Raw genomic sequence first — 17,903 nt, 5'->3', positions numbered from 1 at the left:
GGCTTGATGATTACGTGTACAAATAACACATTGTGTAGGCAAATCGCCTATTCATAATCGACGAACTTAGGTTTTTTACCTATATACTCTGTCAGCTGGTGTCCACTATTGGACAATGATGTGTACATAAGGGGACTGTTTCTGATACAAAAACCACCAAAAAAGCTGTTAATGACTGTTGGCACATATATTGGTTACCAGAGATCATACAATTTGACTGCTCATGTTTAGAAACTACCTAATCACCGCCCTTCGCAATCTCAAGCGGAATAAAGTCTACACCTTATTGAATGTTTTTGGCCTTGCCATGGGTATTGGCTGCTCACTGGTGATTTATAAGGTAATCAGCTATGAGTTTAGCTATGACAAGCACCATGAGCATTACGGCGAAATCTATCGGGTGGTCAATGAGAACATCTATCCAGATCAGGTAGTCAAGGGTATGGGCACACCGCATCCGGTTGGTCCTGCCATTCAGGCTGACATGTCGAATGTAAAATCCGTTGTGCGAACCAACTACGTGTATGGTAACCAGCTCAATGTCTATGACGGCAATGGTGAAATGCAAAAATTCATGATCGATGATGGAATCGCTTTTACTGAGAACTCTTACTTTGAGGTTTTCACAGTGGAATGGATTGCTGGAAACCCCCAAACCGCACTTACCAATCCTCAGTCTGTGGTAGTCTCTGCTTCCGAGGCAAGAAAACTCTTCAAACTGCCAGAAGGGATGGAGCAGGAAGCACTCGGCAAACTCATCAATTTCAATAACCTCAAAGATTTTAAGGTAGTCGGTGTGATCGAAGATCCTAAAGAACCTACTTCGCTCCCCTTTACATACTTGTTTGACTATGAAAGTCAAGACGAGGTAAACCCCTATTTTGGTGGTGGCACCAGCTGGAATAGCACCAGCTCCAACACCAACACCTATTTCATTCCTGGAGATCATTTCAATCCGACAGCATTCAATCAGGAGATGATCGCCTTTGTAGAAAAACACCATGGTGAGGGAAGGTCAGAAGATCGAAGGTACTTGGCTCAGTCCTTCAGTGAAATTCATTTCGATCAGGAGTATGGATCCTACACGGGAGCCACTTCACTACAGTTCCTGTATGCTTTGGGGCTGATCGGTATTTTTTTAGTGTTGACCGCCTGCATCAACTTTGTGAACCTGGCTACTGCTCAGGCATCCAACCGGGCTAAAGAAATCGGCATACGCAAAGCTATAGGTAGCATGACCTCACAACTGCTGGTACAATTCCTTTCGGAGATCGCTCTCATCACCTTTTTTGCCGTGGTGATTGCCCTGGCCATCGCCGAGATGATGTTTAATTTGCTGTCAGATATCATCGGTTATCAGCTCTCAGTAGATCTTTTTGGAAATCCAGAGACGTTTCTCTTCTTGTTTATCCTCTTTATTGTGGTCAGTCTGTTGTCGGGGTTTTATCCGGCGGTATTATTATCCAGAATGAACACGGTGCAGGCGCTCAAAAAGAAAATCACCTCAGAAGCCCATTCTGGTGGATTGAGCTTGCGCAAAGGACTGGTCATCGTCCAGTTTGCGATCTCCCAGTTCTTGATCATCGGCACGCTAATCGTGTCTTCACAGTCAGATTATTTTCTAAACAAAGATCTGGGCTTTGCCACCGAAGCAATCCTGACCACCTACTTGCCAGAACGGGATTTGGTGAAAATGGAACGCTTTCGACAGGCTATGTTGACTTCCCCTGCCATCGAAAGTGTCACGTATGGGCTAAGTGAACCAACAGGAAACTCCGATTCTCATAGCAACATCAACTATGCTCCGCTGGAATCAGAGAAGGATTATCACGCGAATTTTAAACCTGTAGACCCTTATTATACAGACTTCTTCGATATTGAGATTTTAGCCGGAAGAACCGTACAGGAAGGAGACTCCAACAATGTGGTGATCAATGAAAAAATAGCTCGATTAATGGGTTTTCAAAAAGGAGAATATGACAAAGCCATTGGTGAAACCCTAGAGACTGGTTGGGGCGGAAATAAAACAGTAGTCGGCGTGATGGAAGACTTTCACACCTACTCTCTGGAGGAAGACCTGGACTTTGTATTATTATTTCATTATCCAGAAGCTTTTTATAGCTTGTCTTTCAAAACACCTAGCCTGGCAAGTATAGATGAGGCCAAAGCTCATTTTGAAAGTGTTTGGAACCAAGTGTATCCAGAGTATGTGCTGGATTATGACTTCTATGACCAATCTCTTGCCGAGCGCTATGAAGACGTTCAAAACATCACAGCGTTGATGCGCATTTTCGCGGTGATTTCTATTCTCATTGGATGCCTTGGATTGTATGGTTTGGTATCATTCATAGCAATGAACCGCATCAAGGAGATCGGTGTGAGAAAAGTACTCGGAGCTACTCCACTGAACATCCTGACTATCTTTTCTAAAGAAGTGGTCATCCTGATGGTGATTTCCTTTGTAGTGACAGCACCACTGGCCTTTTATTTCTTGAACCTTTGGTTGGACAACTTCTCGTTCCGAATAGATATTGGTGTGAGCTTCTTCGTAACTGCGCTGATCACTACTCTGGTGATAGCGCTCCTGACCATTAGCCATAAAACAATCGCCGCAGCTTTGATCAATCCAGCAGAGACACTGAAGGATGATTGATTTATTGATCATCCAACTCTCATATTCCATTCAAAATCCTGTGTGCAAATGCTTTGAAAAAAGTGAGTGTCATGCATCATTACCTTGGTCTCACTCTAAGGCCCCTATGTATGCAGAATCTCCGACACATTGCGCTTGATTTTCAGTGCCAGGTCATTCAGCGGCAAGTCATTGATGTCATTACCAAAAGGATCTTCAATCTCCTCGGCAATCAGCTCCACACTCACCAGGAAGTAAAAAGCCAACATCACTACAGGTACTGTCCAGTAGTGCAGCTCCCACATGAAACTCACTGGCAGGGTCAGTGAGTATATGAAAAGAAATTTCTTGATGAACATGCTATACGAATAAGGAATCGGTGTGGATTTGATTCGCTCGCAAGCTCCGATAATGTCGGTAAAACCTTTGACTTCTTTGTCCAGAATGAACAGCTGCTGGTCGTTGACCAGTCCCTCCCGATGACACTGCATTACACGTTCCATCAGCAGCTTGTTGATCATGTTCGGCCGATGCTTGCTTTTGATTACCCGCTGTTTGATAGGCTCATCGATCAGGTCCATCTCGCCCACGAGGATACTATCTCTTAGGTGTTCCTTCATGGAAAATGCCTCATTGGGGATCATGCGTCGAAAAAACTCCCGATGCTCTTCTGCTTCTTTGGGCAAGAAAGCGTGAATTTTGATCGCCATCTGTCTGCTGTCGTTAACGAGTTGTCCCCACAGCTTGCGACCTTCCCACCACCTATCATAAGCAGTATTGGTCCGTAAGACCAAAAATAAACCAAGGATTACCCCAAGTATGGAGTGAAAGGCAATGGTACCCGCAAAGTGATAGTCAAATACCGTCAGCACCAGAAAACACAAGCCCAATGAAAATACCCCCACGAACAAGAGCAACGGGAACAGTAACTTGATGACATACCGGCTATACACATCAAAAATGAGCGAAAACCAGGTTTTAGGGTTGTACTGGATCATAGGTTAGGTGACAGTTCTAGGGATTTACTAGTCCCAGGTCTTTCTTCAAAGTTATGATTCGACGGTAGGATTGCTCAATGCGATCCCTACTAATATCTCCATTTTTAACGAGATTCTTAACGATTGCATGAATTTGTTGTGCGGTAACTAATTCATAGTCTGGCACATTGTTGGCAAACAACAGCACATCCACTCCTGCTAGCACAGCCATCTTAATGCCCTCTTCTAATCCATACTGCGCACTGATCGCCTTCATCTGCATGTCATCGGAGACCACCACTCCCTCGTAGCCCATAAATCCTCGCAGTACCTCTGAGATGACTTTATCCGAAAGAGTCGCTGGTAACTTGCTATCATCCAGCACATCATTCACTATATGGGCCGTCATAACGGCTCTGACTTTTCCAGAATCCATCAGTGCTTTATACGGTAAGAGCTCCTCAAACTTCCAGGTGTCGGACACATCAGTCAGGCCAAGATGTGAATCACTCATGGAGCTCCCGTGACCAGGAAAATGCTTCAAAACAGTCGCCACGCCAAAAAGCTCGTGGCCTTCTACAAAAGCCTGAGCATGTCTGGTCACCACCATTGGGTCTGCAGAATAGGATCTCCCGATTTTCCCTATCACAGGATTATTTGGGTTAATGTTGACATCTACTGAAGGAGCAAAATTCATGTTCACTCCTAATTTATACAGAATCCCGGCGGTTTGCTTCGCATAAAAGGAAGTGCTGTCCAGGTTGTCTAATTCACCTAAATACTGTGCCGTAACAGTCTTGGGAAATCCATACTTCGTCTTCAGCCGATTCACCCGACCACCTTCCTCATCGATACTTATGAAAAGCGGTACCCTCGCTTGTTTTTGTGTAAACCTCAAAATTCCTTGAAGATTCTCTACCGTATTATTTGGTGATAGGTTTTTCTCAAACAAAATCACGCCTCCTACTTGTTCGGCTCTAATCGCTTCAAACACTGTAGCCTGCTGATCGAGGGTATTGAAATCACCAATACCTACCATGATCATCTGGCCGATCATCTGATCCAGGGAATCTTTCACCGTCAACGAATCTGTTTGTGCTGATACTTGTAGGATCAAAAAAACCGATCCGGCCATTAATAAAAGCTTTTTCATGCTTCTGCTTTGTTGAACTTGTTGAGTTTACGACCAGCCAAAGATACATAGTAACCCTGAAGGTCAGCTGTCAGGCAACTATGCACAGGCAAAATCCCTACCAAACTGCCAATCTCTAGCGAACTGAGCAACTCATCTGAAACCCGAAGAATACCATGCTCTTGAGAAAGACGCACAACAGATGCTATAGGCTCGGTACTCCAACCATCATCTGATAATGCAACCACCTTGCCATACACTCTTTCGCCATCCGGTTCGATAAAGTCCTTTGACAGGTGAACACCTCCACCGTACACTACCACCTCGTTTCGGTCTTCGTGGATGGCTACCACCGGACATGCCATGCATACGGCAATATCGTCATAGGTACAGCTGTTAAAATATTCCTGCATGATATCATAAAAAACGAAGTTACCCGGCCGCCATTCGTTTACTCCAGGTAGGTCATCCAATATGGAACACGAAGGTGTATCGCCATAGGAAATGATCAGGTCATGGCGTCCGATTATTTCAGAAACCGTTCTGAACGCCTTCATCGATTGCATGAAAACCTTCTCAGCACTGGATTTGGTCATAGGCTGGTACGTATGTCCCGCGTGAGCGAGCAGCCCCACCAAGTGATGGTTAGGGTTTTCGCTGAGGCTCATTTCTTTTATTTGTTCCGTTTGGGAGGGCAGTATCCCCGTTCGGTGAGTCCCAACATCTACTTTGATGTAGTAGTTGATGGGAGCAGATACGTGCTGGTTTAGATGATAAAGCGCCATTTTGGACACGATAGTCACATTTAGCGTGACTCTCTTAGCCAGTTTTTCCACTTCTTCTGCTTCCAGTGGGTTGTAGGGAAAGGCAATCGTAATGTCGTCCCAGCCCGCATCCGCAAAATACCGCGCCATGTCAACCGATGAAACAGTCGCTTTGGTAATCCCTTCGTCTTTGAACCACTCCCCTACATCGGCTGATTGATGCGTTTTAAAATGAGGCCGCAATTCAGCACCATTTGAGCGGGCCTTTTGCAGCATTTTGCGAATGTTCCTTTTGGCTTTCTGCTCATCGATGAGCAAGGTTGGTTTGACTATTTTCATGTATTGTGTGAATCAATCGTGAGACTATTTCTGATAGATATGAGCCGGTATCAGGGCCGTACCAGCTCATGGTTCTTGCTTCATATTTATTCAAGTCATACCATTCATCTTTGATGACATAACCGGCATAGCCGCCGTTAAAAGAAGTAATGAAAAGCTGGTACCCGAGTGCTCTGGCCTCCTCATAAAGTGGCACTGCCAATTCGCCAGAAAAGTCACACGGCAGTCCAACAAAGATGGCTTGGCCCAGCACCATCACATTGATATCATTACTGTAATTGCCAAAAGCATTTTCAAAAAGGTAAGGGCGCAAAGCCAGGCGATTAGTGAGCTTGACATAGGGATCTCGCAAAGGCAAGTGCAACCTGAAACTGGTTAAAGTCTGTGGTGGCTGCTGGCTCATGCCAATAAGGCTGAGCAGTTGCGTTTGCTCGGTGAGTTCTGTTGCAAGAGCGTTCGCAACCTCTTTTGGTGTTTCTCCTGACACATTTACAGCCATGCTACCTACAGCTCCAGCTGCAAACGCGGTGAAGTCAAATGTGTTATTCAACGAAGCTACCAGCTGTGCCGGGTAATCAGATGTGAGCCGGTGATTTGCTGCGCCATAGCAGGTGGCGTGTGCACTAAAACTGATCAACTGCCCAATCAATGTGTCTTGCTGAATGCGGACGACCTTCAGCCATGGATCCACAATGCCCCGGTCTTTAACCAGCCGATTCCTAACCAAATTATCCAATGAAAGCTCTCCAAATTGAACGGTTCCGGGTTTCAGTTTGCTGTAGGCCACTTCTATTGAATAGGAAATGTTTTGCGAGAGGAAATCCAGCTCATCTTGCTGAAATGATCCCGCAAAAAGCTCACCTACCACTCCCGGGGCCCAACCGCCTTGTCCACTGTGGGTGTGAGTGGCTGTGAAGTAAACTTCATCTGGACTCCAGCCTTCCGGGAGTGATTGAAATACCGCATTTCTGAGTTCCGGGTGAATGATGAGTAAGTCTGCTGTAACTATTGCCGCCTTACGCACGCCGAGCTGGAACACGATAGTACGCACGTAGCTCGAATCCAGAATTCCCTCCATCAATTTGGGGTCTCGCGCTCCATAGCCCGCGAGTGGTAGTAGCTCATTGGGAGTGATATTCACCTCTGCCCAGGCCACTTGCAACTGAGAGGAATCTGATCGAATCACCAGATTTTGTTCCAGTGAATCAAGGCGCTGGTCCATTTCCTGATAAAAGGCTTTCTGAGCATAGGGAGTAGTGTCCACTACCGTAGTGACCGACAGGACGATCACGGCAAAAAAGGCGAACAAAACCATTACTATTTTCAGGATGATCCGAATCATTTAAGGCAAGTTAGCAAATATCTTTAGCCCATCTTCCTTAGTTTCGCTCATTCAAAAAACTGACTATCGTTGGAAAAAGTAGCATTTGAACTGTTTGGGCTGGAATTGCTGGAGCCACTAAGTACCTTGATGAACTGGGTGCTGGCCGCTCAGTCCTATGTTTTCTATAAAAAACTCTCTGGTTGTGACACACCGTTTCAGAAGAGTTGGAGGTGGTTCTTTTTAGCATATGCCGCAGCCTTCGTGTTCGGGGGCTTTACACACCTACTCTACAACTATACGGGTCAATACTTCAAGATCACCAACTGGGGACTGGCCATTGTGGGAGTGGTAGCCTCTGAGCTGGCCATGGTTCTGGATGTGGAAGACCCAAAGAAAAAACAAATGCTCACCACCGTTATCCGGGCTAAAGTCTTTGCCACATTCGCCATGTTGGTTTTTGATTTTTCATTCAAGTGGGTCATGATTCACAGTGCAGGGTTTTTTATCCTGACAGGCATTCTTTCCTACGGTCGTTTCAAAGCAGGTGAGCACAGTTACAAATACTTCTTGTATGGCATTGCGTGCCTGTTGGCCATCGGCATTGCCAAAATAGGTCAGGTGGACATTCACCCGGCGTGGTTTAACCGTGACGATGTGGCACATGTGATCATGTTGGTGATGTATTGGATGTTTTTTAAAGGGGTGAAAGGATATCAAGAAAGCTCACTCAATAGCAACACGGCGACAATTGATCAAAATCCCAGGGAAGCATAGAACCAAATGTTATGCATTTTGATTTACTAATCAGTCTCACCAAAATGAAATCAATGAATAGTTTGTCAAAAATCATCAACCAGGCAATGGAGCAATCCATGAGTTATGAAGAGTACTTAAAACTCATGACTTCACTGACGGAAACTGGTCGTGCCTCTGGTCCTACCCAGTCGGAGAGCTTGATACATTATACCAAGCTGAACAACCAGCGAATGACCCGACTGATCAAAACGACATCTGTGGATGAGTATGCCTTACCTGCAATAGATAAACCACAAACCTGGCTGACCATTACAGAAAGCTGGTGTGGTGATGCTGCACAAACTGTACCTCTTATTCAGAAATTAGCCGAAACTAACGCGCTTATTGACACCCGTTATGTCTTGCGAGACGATAACCTAGAGCTGATGGATGAGTTCCTTTTTCGTGGTGGCCGATCTATCCCCAAACTGATCATCCTGGACGAAAACCATGAAGTACTTGGATCCTGGGGTCCGAGACCACAGGAGGCACAGATGCTTTTTGATAACTGGAAGAAAGAAGAGACTCCCAGACCATATAGCGAGTTTTCAGTAGAGCTGCAGAAATGGTATCTAAAGGATAAGGGACGGAGTACCGTTGATGAAATAAGTGAAATAGTCAACCATTTCATCGAATCGACAATGGAAAAGTGAGTGCTAAGAAGTGAGGCATACAAACAAATTCGTATTCCTTGATCGAAATTCAGATTCATCAAGTCTGTGAATATCCCTTCAAAACATTGTATCAATTATATTCGCATTTCCACAAGCTATCAGCATGTTCAAAAAAAGCCGATTTCAGGAAATCATATTGGGCAATGCCAGGGTATTCTCAGAAATAGAGCGTTCCCGCATTTTATTTTCAGCAGGGACTATTGTCGTTTACATACTTATCTCCCTACTCTTTCTAGCATATGACATTTACCTTGGATATCCGAGTAGCTTATTCGTCTATCTTCCTTTTGTACTGCTTTTTGGGTTTGCGCTGTACTTGTTGAGGTTGGGCAAGTATGATGCAGGACGTTCAGTCCTGCTGGTCGCCCTTAATTTCTTTGTTTACATTGTCATGTCCAGCATTCCCGAGGATTCCATGTCGGCAATCTTCTATCTCTCCATCATCGTGGTGGAATATGTGCTAATGGGTCATGACCAGAAGTTTAGGCTCTTCTCATTATTGAGCCTCACGTTTGCACTCTATCTATTGGATTCTTTTGTTGATTTTTCTCTGCTCCCTACACGGGAGTACGATGAGAGCACCCTACAGGTCAACAAGATTGTTGATTTTGTGCTGTGTGTGGTGGGTGTGCTTATGACTATTAAACTGCTGATTGATTACCTGCAAGACATCATTGCTGAGAGGACCAGGACCAATGAAGAACTGAAACAGCTCAACAATGAACTAGACCGATACTCCTATACGATCACTCATGATCTCAAAGGTCCCATTCACTCTATGCTTAACTTGATCCAGCTTACATCGATCGATAAAGTGAATCGGGACCATTATTTAGATACTATGGGGCAAAGCCTGCAGAATCTATGGGGCCTGATAGAGGATGTATCCGAACAAGCCCGGACCCGAAATTTTGAAGTAAAGAAAGAGGAGTTTAACATTTCTGAAACGGCAGAAGTCATCTGGGAGCTCATTAGACATGCACCCGAGGCTAAGGGAATTGATCTAATATTGGATATGCCAAGGGATCTCCAGGTAGTCACCGACAAAAGAAGAATTATCGGCATGCTCAATAACCTGATCACCAATTCTATCCGATATCATGACAAAGCCAAAATCAAGCGGTTTATTAAAGTGTCAGGCAGAGTGGATAATGGCTGGTTACACCTCAGTGTGGAGGATAATGGATCAGGAATAGAGCCTGAATTTCAGGACAAAGTATTCGACATGTTTTACCGAGCATCCAACATTATGGGTGGCTCTGGTCTGGGACTGTTTACTGTCAAAGAGTCGGTGGATAAACTTTCCGGGGAAATAGTGCTTGACTCCACTTTTGGCAAAGGGACCATTTTCAGAGTTAAGATTCCCTTGGAATCTTAAGGAAGAATAAAAATTGTGAACGGAAGTCTTAGTCCAGTCTAATTCTTCAAATATCTTCCAAACCAGTGCTTCACTTCCTTGTCTTTCTCCATTTGATATTCTCTCAAACCATGGCTTCCTTCTTCGTAGACCTGTAGAAGGCAGGAAATGTCTAACAATAAAAAATCCAGCCCGGCCGGCTCGATTTTTCCATGGCTCTTTTTAGAAAAGAGAGCAAAATTCATTGACAAACTTTTCTTTTTAAAAAAGTTATCCACATTTTTCATTGAAACTCTTTTATCCCTCTAATGTCAATTATAGTAACTTACTATAGTTTTTATCCACATTATGTATTACTAATCCACACTATCACTCGTTGGCCTGAAAGGCAGCTCCAGTTATCCACACGAACTAGCTTTTTCAATTATTATTCAGCAAAAGAAAATTGAATTTTGTTTTTTATCTTTGAAAAAGATCAGGTTATCGGTCTGATTCTTCTTACGAGCATAATGTAAACTTTGGCTAAGCTCGCTTCGTGTTGCGAGGTTCTAGTCTAGGAAAGGCTCAAATAAATAGAAGAAGCTTAGGTTAAATTCTGAGAAGTAAAGACATAAAAAAACACGATTGCTGGAACAACCGTGTTTGTCTTTAAGTGCCTCAGTTGCTATTGCGCCATAGCTTCTGATCTGTTCTTTTAAAAGCGAGCCAAAGCTCGCTTTTTTCTTATCGTAAAAGTATGTTATAATCTTTTTAATTAAAAATATTTTAATTTAATCAGGTATTCCTTCAAGCTCCCATACAGTTTTTTCACTAGCCTCTGGATTATTTCCAACTCCATTTTTTCCTGTGAGCATTGAGACGGTGTGATATTGTAATTCTTCCATTGGGTATGGCTCTTCAGGTGTTTCTTGTCGACTACTTCTTCTTCAAAATGGTCGAGCCAATCCTGCTTTAATTCCTCTGGAATTATGAGCGAACCGGAATTCAGGCTTATCAAAGAAGGTCTCACCCATAGCATTCGGCGTGTTCCTTGCAATCTTGGCAGCTCCGGCTTTATCCTTTGTCCAAAATGGTACAAGTCCCCATTTCAGGGGCTGGATCTTTTCTGGCTGGCCATCTAGAATGACTGGTAAATCTCTTCTGGAGAAAGCAAAGGCATGGTGCATATCTTTAGGAAACTGATCTGGATCAACTTCCAGAACATGTCGCTTGGCACACTTTATTACTCGTTCTTTGGTATATTTAGTATAGAACACATGCAATATGATTAAGGAAATTCTGAAGTTAGATAGACCTAAAGAAGAAAAGATTGAGATTTTAGCCAATATTTTAAATAGAGAATCGGCAGTTAATAATGAAGATCTTAGAATTCAATATAATCGATTTCATACTTATACGATTCTAATCGCCTCTGCGCTATTCACTTTACTGGTTACAGAAAATCAATATACAGATTCTTTTATCGGCAAATGCATCTTAGCAACTTTAGCAGTATCAATAATTTGCAATCTGGTTTCAGTAAAGTATGAATATTCTCAAGGTAAGAGAGATGCTGAGAATATTTCTGAGATTCTGCAGTACATTGACGCTAGAGAATATGATCATGCTTTAGATCTCACAAAGAAATATTCAATTACCACATTTGACTATGCCCACTTATATTCCAATATTTCAGATACATCACTGACTGCCTCCATTATGGCATTTGTTTATCTGCTTTTTACGAATAGTTAACAAATCAAAGACCAATTCACGCGAATCAACTAATAAAAAAAATCCAGAATTACGGCTAGGTTTTTCTATTGCTCTTTTTAGAATAGAGAACAAAATTTTCTAACGTTTCATTTAGATATAAGTTGAGGACAGGGACTAGAAATTTGAAATGGCACGACTTTTCTTCTGAACTCCATCGGGACAGTAAAATGTCTTCCAATACTGATACAGGTATTGATATAATCAGCTTCCTTATTATGATAGTAAACTTGGAAGCTCTCAAAATTTTCGTGCTGAAATATTTCCCTTAGTAAGGTACTATCTGTTATTCCACAAGAATGTCCAATGACGTTGACTTTGAATTTTCATTGGTTGTTGCAAGTTATCATTAAGCCAATGTCTAAACGCAATGACTGTTGATAAAAAGACTGGTTTTCTAAAAAGAATATTTGGAAAAAAATGACACAAGTCTAGCCCGCCCAACCTTCTCGGTCCAAACTTCTATACTGAATCGCCTCTGCCAGATGCTCGATTTTGATGTCCTCACTTGCCGCCAGATCAGCAATGGTTCTGGAGACTTTTAAAATGCGATCGTAAGCCCGCGCCGATAATCCCAGTCGCTCCATCGCCGTTTTCAAAAGCGTTTTGCCTGCCTCATTGATCTTGCACATTTCTTTGGTGGTATTGGAGCCCATCATGGCATTGTTGAAGATCTCAGGGGTTTCTTTAAATCGTTCTTTTTGAATTTCCCGGGCTTTAATCACCCGGTCCCTGATTTCCAGACTGGACTCAGATTTGCGGTCAGAGGTCATTTCATCAAAAGAGACTGGAGTCACTTCCACATGCAAATCGATCCGGTCGAGTAATGGTCCACTCACCTTATTCAGGTAGCGCTGTACGACTCCCGGTCCGCAAACACACTCCTTCTCCGGATGATTATAGTAGCCACATGGGCATGGATTCATGCTCGCCACCAGCATGAAGTTGGCAGGATAGTCAATGCTCACTTTGGCGCGGGAGATGGTGACTCGGCGCTCTTCCAGTGGCTGGCGCATCACTTCCAGTACCGTCCGTTTAAACTCCGGCAATTCATCCAAAAAAAGAACTCCATTATTGGCCAGTGAGATCTCTCCTGGCTGAGGAATACCTCCTCCTCCTACCAGAGCCACATCCGAAATGGTGTGGTGCGGATTACGAAATGGCCTTTGCGCAATCAATTTCCCGTTTTGTCCAAGCTTGCCTGCCACCGAGTGGATCTTGGTAGTTTCCAACGCTTCGTGCAAAGAGAGTGGCGGTAGTATAGACGATAGTCGTTTGGCCAGCATGGTTTTCCCTGCTCCCGGAGGTCCGATCATGATGACATTGTGACCTCCTGCTGCGGCAATTTCCATCGCACGTTTAATGTTTTCCTGACCCTGCACATCCGCAAAGTCTGCCTCAAACTGATCAATATCGTAAAAGAAATTATCTCGGGTATCATAGGCAACCGGCTCGAGGGGCTTGGTGCCATCCAGGTGCTCAATAGCTTCTTTGATCGTTTCTACGCCAATTACGTCTACATTATCCACGATTGCTGCTTCGATCGCATTTTCTTTGGGTAGTATAAAGCCTTTATATCCTTGCTTTCTTGCCTCAATGGCAATGGGTAATGCACCCTTAATGGGTCTTAAGATTCCATCAAGTGACAACTCTCCCATGATGATGTACTGTTCCAAATCAGAAAAAGAGGCTTGTTCGGAAGCCTGAAGAATCCCCAAAGCAATGGGTAAATCGTAGGCTGAGCCCTCCTTTTTGATGTCTGCTGGTGCCAGGTTAACGACCGTCTTCTGTCGGGGCATTCGGTACTCATGGTACTTTAGGGCAGACTCCACACGCTGTTCGCTTTCCTTGACGGCAGAGTCTGGCAATCCCACCATGTGAAAGCGAGTCCCCTGGCCAACATTTACTTCTATGGTGATGGTGTAGGCGTTGACACCATATACGGCACTTCCAAAAGTCTTTGCGAGCATGGTGTCGAAATTACCATTTTCTCAAATAACTGTGCAAAAAGTGTCGGATAAATTAAGATTGGTGCTTTGAAGAGTGTATCAGCCGGGCAAGAGTAAGGACACCAAACAGTGCATTACTTATTAGAAACAAGGTGATGAAAAGAGCCATAACTTTTGATTTTTTCTTCAAAAGTGTCCAGCAAAAGTAGTTGTCGGGGATAGTTTTCGTTAGTTGGTGAACTATTCTGGTCGGTGGGATAGAATCAAGCGATTTTAGTCATCATCGTCATCGTCATCACCCAGGTCAAACTCTGGAAGTCTGGGTTTTTGTTCTTCCTCCCCCTCATCATCATCTTCTTCGCCTTGAGACTTGTCATAGAGTTTGGCTTTGTACTTCAGCACTTCCTCCTCTGCTCGTTTAACTCTTCGCTTGAGTGAGATCAGTTGAAAGTTTTCCACCACCAGTTCGATGAGCATGAGCAAACTAAGTAAAATAAAAGCCGTCATGAGGTACACTGGAAGCTTTCGTAGGGCGAATGTCATATCGATTCGTTCTTTATAGCTCTCCATGTTGGTAAGGATATCCACGCTATAGTAGAGCACCAAAAAAGCTGCGATTAGGTAGATCGGGTAAAAAAATAGCTTGAACTTTCTCATCTTTTATTTTGAATCTTGGCGAAAAGTTAGGCAAAACTCCCTGAGCGAGCCAATCTTATTGGATGAACCGGTCAAAAAGACTGCAATCGGGTCATCTTGCTATATAAGCCGTCAGCTTGCACCAACTCGGCATGTGTACCTAACTCTACTAATCCTCCATTATTAAGAACTAATATTCGGTCGGCATGTTGGATCGTACTCATCTTGTGCGCTATCAACAGTGTGGTCCGGCCGTTCATTACATTCATCATCGCCTCCTGCACGTGATGCTCAGATTCTGCATCCAGTGATGAGGTTGCCTCATCCAGGATCAGCAACTCCGGATTGCGCAGAATGGCCCTTGCAATGGCAATCCGCTGTTTCTGACCACCAGATAGCCGACTGCCGTTGGTGCCAACTCGAGTGTCTAAACCATGCTCCAGCTTCGCGGCAAACTCATCCACTCTAGCCGCAATTACGGCCTTTTGCAGCTCATCGTCAGATACCTGATTCATTCCAAACAGGATGTTTTCACGAATCGATTCATCAAACAAAACAGACTCCTGACTTACAAACGATGTTTTACCCCTCCATAGATGTATATCAATATCCGTCAGGTCAGAACCGTCAACCAAAATACTACCACTAGTAGGTCGATAAAAGGCACAGAGCAAATCGGCAATAGTCGATTTACCTGCTCCAGAAGGACCTACCAGGCCCAGTATTTCTCCTTTTTGTAAATGAAAACTGAGTTGGTCCAGCACTTTCTTTTCTCTATAGGAAAAGCTCACGTTATCAAACTGAACCTGATGATCAAAAACAGGCTGTTTGGTTTCGCTGGCATCAGACTCTACCGGCTGATCCAAGACTTCAAATATGCGCTTTGCAGAAGCCAATCCTTTATTGATTTGTGAGCTGGCAACGGATATGGCCTTGGCCGGATTGAGTAACTGCGAGAAGATCACCAAAAAACCAATAAATGTAGAAGCATTCATGGTCTGCTCCACCAACACCATGCGCCCACCTAGAATCAGCGTCACCACCAACACCAAAACTCCTGTGATCTCACTGATTGGAGAAGAAAGGTTGGATTTAGTGGCAATTTGATAGGTCTCTCTGGCGTAGGAGTCAAGACTTTTACCGAAGCGATGGCTCACCCACTCTTGCGCATTCAAGGCTTTGATGATTCGCATCCCACTAAAGGTTTCATCCAACACCCCGCCTAGCTGACCCACGGATTCCTGAGACATGCGAGACCACTTACGAATGCGGCGAGCTACCAATGAAACCCCAAAACCGGCCATGGGGATCAGAATAAGGGTGTAAACCGTAAGTTCAGGAGAGATGCTAAACAGGGCCAACAGGTACCCAAACAGCAGGAAGGGTTCCTTGATCAATGCCTTCATGGCACTCACCACTGATTGTTCTACATCCTGAACATCCACCGTGAGTCTCGAGATAAAATCACCCTTGTGTTGCTGGTGGAAATACCCCAGATCAAATCGCAATACCTGATTAAATGCACTAGACCGAAGGTTACGAATTACTCGTACACGCACTTTTGCCAGGATTAGCTGCGAACTGTAGCGAAATAAATTGGCCAAAACAACCGACACACCAACAACCCCACAGATGAAGTAAAGTGCTTGCAACCGCCCTCCATCCTCTATGAGCCGTACCATTTGCTGATAAAAGAGGGATTTAAGATAGTCCACACTCCAACTGGAACTAGAGGCAGAAACAACACCAGGTTCTATCTGGTCAAACAGAACCTGCATCAGTGGTATCAGTGCTGAGAGGTTGATGACGCTAAACACCGTCGCTCCCAAAACCAGCAGCAAATAAAGCGGCAGGATACCGCCGACTGGTCTGGCATATTGCAATATGCGCCATAATAGTCGCATCAAAAGAGATAGCTTCTAGCTGGAAAGTTCCATCGAAGAGTCGCTCCGAGTATTACATTTTCTTTTGAAGTTGTCTCAGAGGTTTCTGTGCGATAAATCGCATCCAAGTCTATCATGGCATTGTGCCAAAATTGGTAGGAGACTTTCCCTTGTATCATGGTCAAGTCCGTTTTATTTCCCTGTAATAAATCGACACCATAGTCAGAGGGACGTCTATTGTAGGATTTCATGATATCTCGTCCGTAGCTAGCTGAGCCCAGATCGTCACCATAGCTAGCTAGCAATACATCGGCACTCACCCGCCACTTGGTGAATGGGCGGTAATTTAGAGAAAGCAATACCTCCTGAAAATTAGCGCCAAGAGGATGCGCCAGCGCCATGTTGTAATGACTGTAAGATGTGAAATTGTTTTCATGAGTGTAAACATATGGTCTTACCCTGTTCAGTTCAACCTGCGCATTGAGGTCCTGGATACCCAAAACATCAAAATACTTTGCCCCAAGCTGAAATGCTTGTTTGTTGCCCCACCAGCCTGAATCACCAAAAGCCTCACTCACGATCAGCTCATCGATGACCAGCTGTCCATAGAGGGACATGGTGTGAAACAAGTTCCATTTGAAATCAAGGCCTAAAAGGACATTATCAGAACTACCATCTTGCTGCTCCAGTGACCTGTAGAAAATGATCGGGTTTAGGTATTCGACCTTGAGGTTTTGAGTAGAATCTCCATAGATCACTGATTCAAACAAACCCACTGTCAGATTAGGAAGTACCTTCACACTAAGATGGTGATTGGCTAGATATTTTTTGGTGAAAGAACCCGTGCCCAACAGCCCGAAATCACCTCCCTGAGTTTCACCTACTAATTGAGCAAAAATATTGGTGTACTGGATTTTCCAGATGCGGGTATTGAGGCGTAAGTACGGATAATTATTTCCCACATCAGAGAGTATTAAAGATCGCCTACCATCTCCAATGAAGTGTTTGCCATACCCAAATTGGGCAGAAATGTGCTTCGTAGCATTGATGTCAATGTACGCCTGTGCACGCAAAAAATCCACTCCAGTGGTTTCATACTGCTTCCAAAAACCTTCATAAGGAACCGCAATGGTCGTGTCAGTGACATCCTGAACATAGTCTGCATACCGCGCCTGGTTTTCAGTGAGCATGGTATAGAAACTCACCTTATCATCTATGGTGCCTCGGAGCTCTAGCCCTCGGTAGTTCTCAAAAAGCAACTCATCCAATCTCCCCTGTTGATCTTTAGCCGCACCAAGAACCACCACTGGATTGACATGTAAATCGAAATCCTTATCTGAATAACTATAGAAATCAGCTGGATACTTAAAAAAGGTATTGAACAGAGGATTGGGCAAAGCCGCTACGGAATCCTGAAACTCATGTGTCTCCTGTAAAACGTACTGTTTATCAAAAAGATCAGCCTTGGTCTCAACCCAAGATGTTTCTTTCAATTTTTCAGCAAAATATCTTCTGCTTATAGGCTTAATTTCCGTAAAAACTCCAGATTCACTCTTGACATCCCACTCATCAAGGACCGGATAGGCCCAGCTGTTTAATGGAATATCAGTAGATTGTGCAGATAACTCACTGAGAGTCAGAACAAGGACTAATGTTAATGTAATTCTCACGGAGTAAAAATATTAAAAA

Annotated in this window: 15 protein-coding genes; 5 read left to right on the top strand and 10 right to left on the bottom strand. The window is 44.0% G+C overall.

Annotated features, from left to right (window positions below; genetic code table 11):
- Window positions 1–223: 223 nt before the first annotated feature.
- The gene (locus tag ACO067_RS12420; RefSeq protein WP_421874579.1) at window positions 224–2,653 is read left to right on the top strand and encodes an ABC transporter permease; all 2,430 of its coding nucleotides are present in this window, start codon (window positions 224–226) and stop codon (window positions 2,651–2,653) included.
- A gap of 104 nt (window positions 2,654–2,757) precedes the next feature.
- Here ACO067_RS12420 and ACO067_RS12415 read toward each other — a convergent pair whose 3' ends face one another.
- Genes ACO067_RS12415 through ACO067_RS12400 form a run of 4 tightly spaced genes read right to left on the bottom strand, consistent with a single transcriptional unit; the run spans window position 2,758 to window position 7,186 of the window.
- Window positions 2,758–3,630 carry a bestrophin family protein gene (locus ACO067_RS12415; RefSeq protein ID WP_421874577.1) on the bottom strand — a complete coding sequence of 291 codons (873 nt, stop codon included), beginning with the start codon at window positions 3,628–3,630 and terminating at the stop codon, window positions 2,758–2,760.
- Window positions 3,631–3,646: 16 nt separating this feature from the next.
- Complete coding sequence (locus tag ACO067_RS12410) at window positions 3,647–4,762, bottom strand: glycoside hydrolase family 3 protein (protein WP_421874575.1); 1,116 nt, start codon at window positions 4,760–4,762, stop codon at window positions 3,647–3,649.
- Window positions 4,759–5,844 (bottom strand): alanine racemase, encoded by a 1,086-nt coding sequence (locus tag ACO067_RS12405; protein ID WP_421874573.1) that lies wholly within the window; start codon window positions 5,842–5,844, stop codon window positions 4,759–4,761. The genes ACO067_RS12410 and ACO067_RS12405 overlap by 4 nt, the downstream gene beginning before the upstream one ends.
- The gene (locus ACO067_RS12400; RefSeq protein WP_421874571.1) at window positions 5,810–7,186 is read right to left on the bottom strand and encodes a neutral/alkaline non-lysosomal ceramidase N-terminal domain-containing protein; all 1,377 of its coding nucleotides are present in this window, start codon (window positions 7,184–7,186) and stop codon (window positions 5,810–5,812) included. Before ACO067_RS12400 ends, ACO067_RS12405 begins: the two co-directional genes overlap by 35 nt.
- A gap of 69 nt (window positions 7,187–7,255) precedes the next feature.
- Here ACO067_RS12400 and ACO067_RS12395 point away from each other — a divergent pair, with 69 nt between their 5' ends.
- From ACO067_RS12395 to ACO067_RS12385, 3 genes are all read left to right on the top strand, one after another.
- Complete coding sequence (locus tag ACO067_RS12395; RefSeq protein ID WP_421874569.1) at window positions 7,256–7,942, top strand: DUF6962 family protein; 687 nt, start codon at window positions 7,256–7,258, stop codon at window positions 7,940–7,942.
- Between the two features lie 53 nt (window positions 7,943–7,995).
- On the top strand, window positions 7,996–8,616 hold the full coding sequence (locus ACO067_RS12390; RefSeq protein ID WP_421874567.1) for a thioredoxin family protein: 621 nt from the start codon (window positions 7,996–7,998) through the stop codon (window positions 8,614–8,616).
- Window positions 8,617–8,740: 124 nt separating this feature from the next.
- The gene (locus ACO067_RS12385; protein WP_421874565.1) at window positions 8,741–10,015 is read left to right on the top strand and encodes a sensor histidine kinase; all 1,275 of its coding nucleotides are present in this window, start codon (window positions 8,741–8,743) and stop codon (window positions 10,013–10,015) included.
- A gap of 38 nt (window positions 10,016–10,053) precedes the next feature.
- Here the strand turns inward: ACO067_RS12385 and ACO067_RS12380 are convergent, their stop codons facing one another.
- Both ACO067_RS12380 and ACO067_RS12375 read right to left on the bottom strand, forming a co-directional pair.
- A complete protein-coding gene (locus tag ACO067_RS12380; RefSeq protein ID WP_421874563.1) occupies window positions 10,054–10,281 on the bottom strand; it encodes a hypothetical protein in 228 nt (75 codons plus the stop codon).
- A 639-nt stretch (window positions 10,282–10,920) separates the two neighbouring features.
- Window positions 10,921–11,250 (bottom strand): SOS response-associated peptidase family protein, encoded by a 330-nt coding sequence (locus ACO067_RS12375; RefSeq protein WP_421874561.1) that lies wholly within the window; start codon window positions 11,248–11,250, stop codon window positions 10,921–10,923.
- A 7-nt stretch (window positions 11,251–11,257) separates the two neighbouring features.
- On the opposite strand from ACO067_RS12375, the gene ACO067_RS12370 reads away from it, so the two are divergent.
- Entirely contained in the window at window positions 11,258–11,728 is a 471-nt protein-coding gene (locus ACO067_RS12370) for a hypothetical protein (RefSeq protein WP_421874557.1), read from the top strand.
- A 449-nt stretch (window positions 11,729–12,177) separates the two neighbouring features.
- On the opposite strand, the gene ACO067_RS12365 is transcribed toward ACO067_RS12370, so the two are convergent.
- The 4 genes from ACO067_RS12365 to ACO067_RS12350 form a co-directional block, all read right to left on the bottom strand.
- Window positions 12,178–13,716: a YifB family Mg chelatase-like AAA ATPase gene (locus tag ACO067_RS12365; protein WP_421874554.1), complete on the bottom strand. Its 1,539-nt coding sequence runs from the start codon at window positions 13,714–13,716 to the stop codon at window positions 12,178–12,180.
- A gap of 252 nt (window positions 13,717–13,968) precedes the next feature.
- A complete protein-coding gene (locus tag ACO067_RS12360) occupies window positions 13,969–14,352 on the bottom strand; it encodes a hypothetical protein (RefSeq protein WP_421874552.1) in 384 nt (127 codons plus the stop codon).
- A gap of 71 nt (window positions 14,353–14,423) precedes the next feature.
- Window positions 14,424–16,235 carry an ABC transporter ATP-binding protein gene (locus tag ACO067_RS12355; RefSeq protein ID WP_421874550.1) on the bottom strand — a complete coding sequence of 604 codons (1,812 nt, stop codon included), beginning with the start codon at window positions 16,233–16,235 and terminating at the stop codon, window positions 14,424–14,426.
- The gene (locus ACO067_RS12350) at window positions 16,235–17,884 is read right to left on the bottom strand and encodes a hypothetical protein (RefSeq protein WP_421874548.1); all 1,650 of its coding nucleotides are present in this window, start codon (window positions 17,882–17,884) and stop codon (window positions 16,235–16,237) included. Before ACO067_RS12350 ends, ACO067_RS12355 begins: the two co-directional genes overlap by 1 nt.
- Between the last annotated feature and the right edge of the window lie 19 nt (window positions 17,885–17,903).

The organism is Marinoscillum sp. (assembly GCF_965229915.1).
Lineage (GTDB): Bacteria > Bacteroidota > Bacteroidia > Cytophagales > Cyclobacteriaceae > Marinoscillum.
Note: the sequence above shows the minus strand (reverse complement) of the source record. Positions and strands in the feature narration are given on the sequence as shown.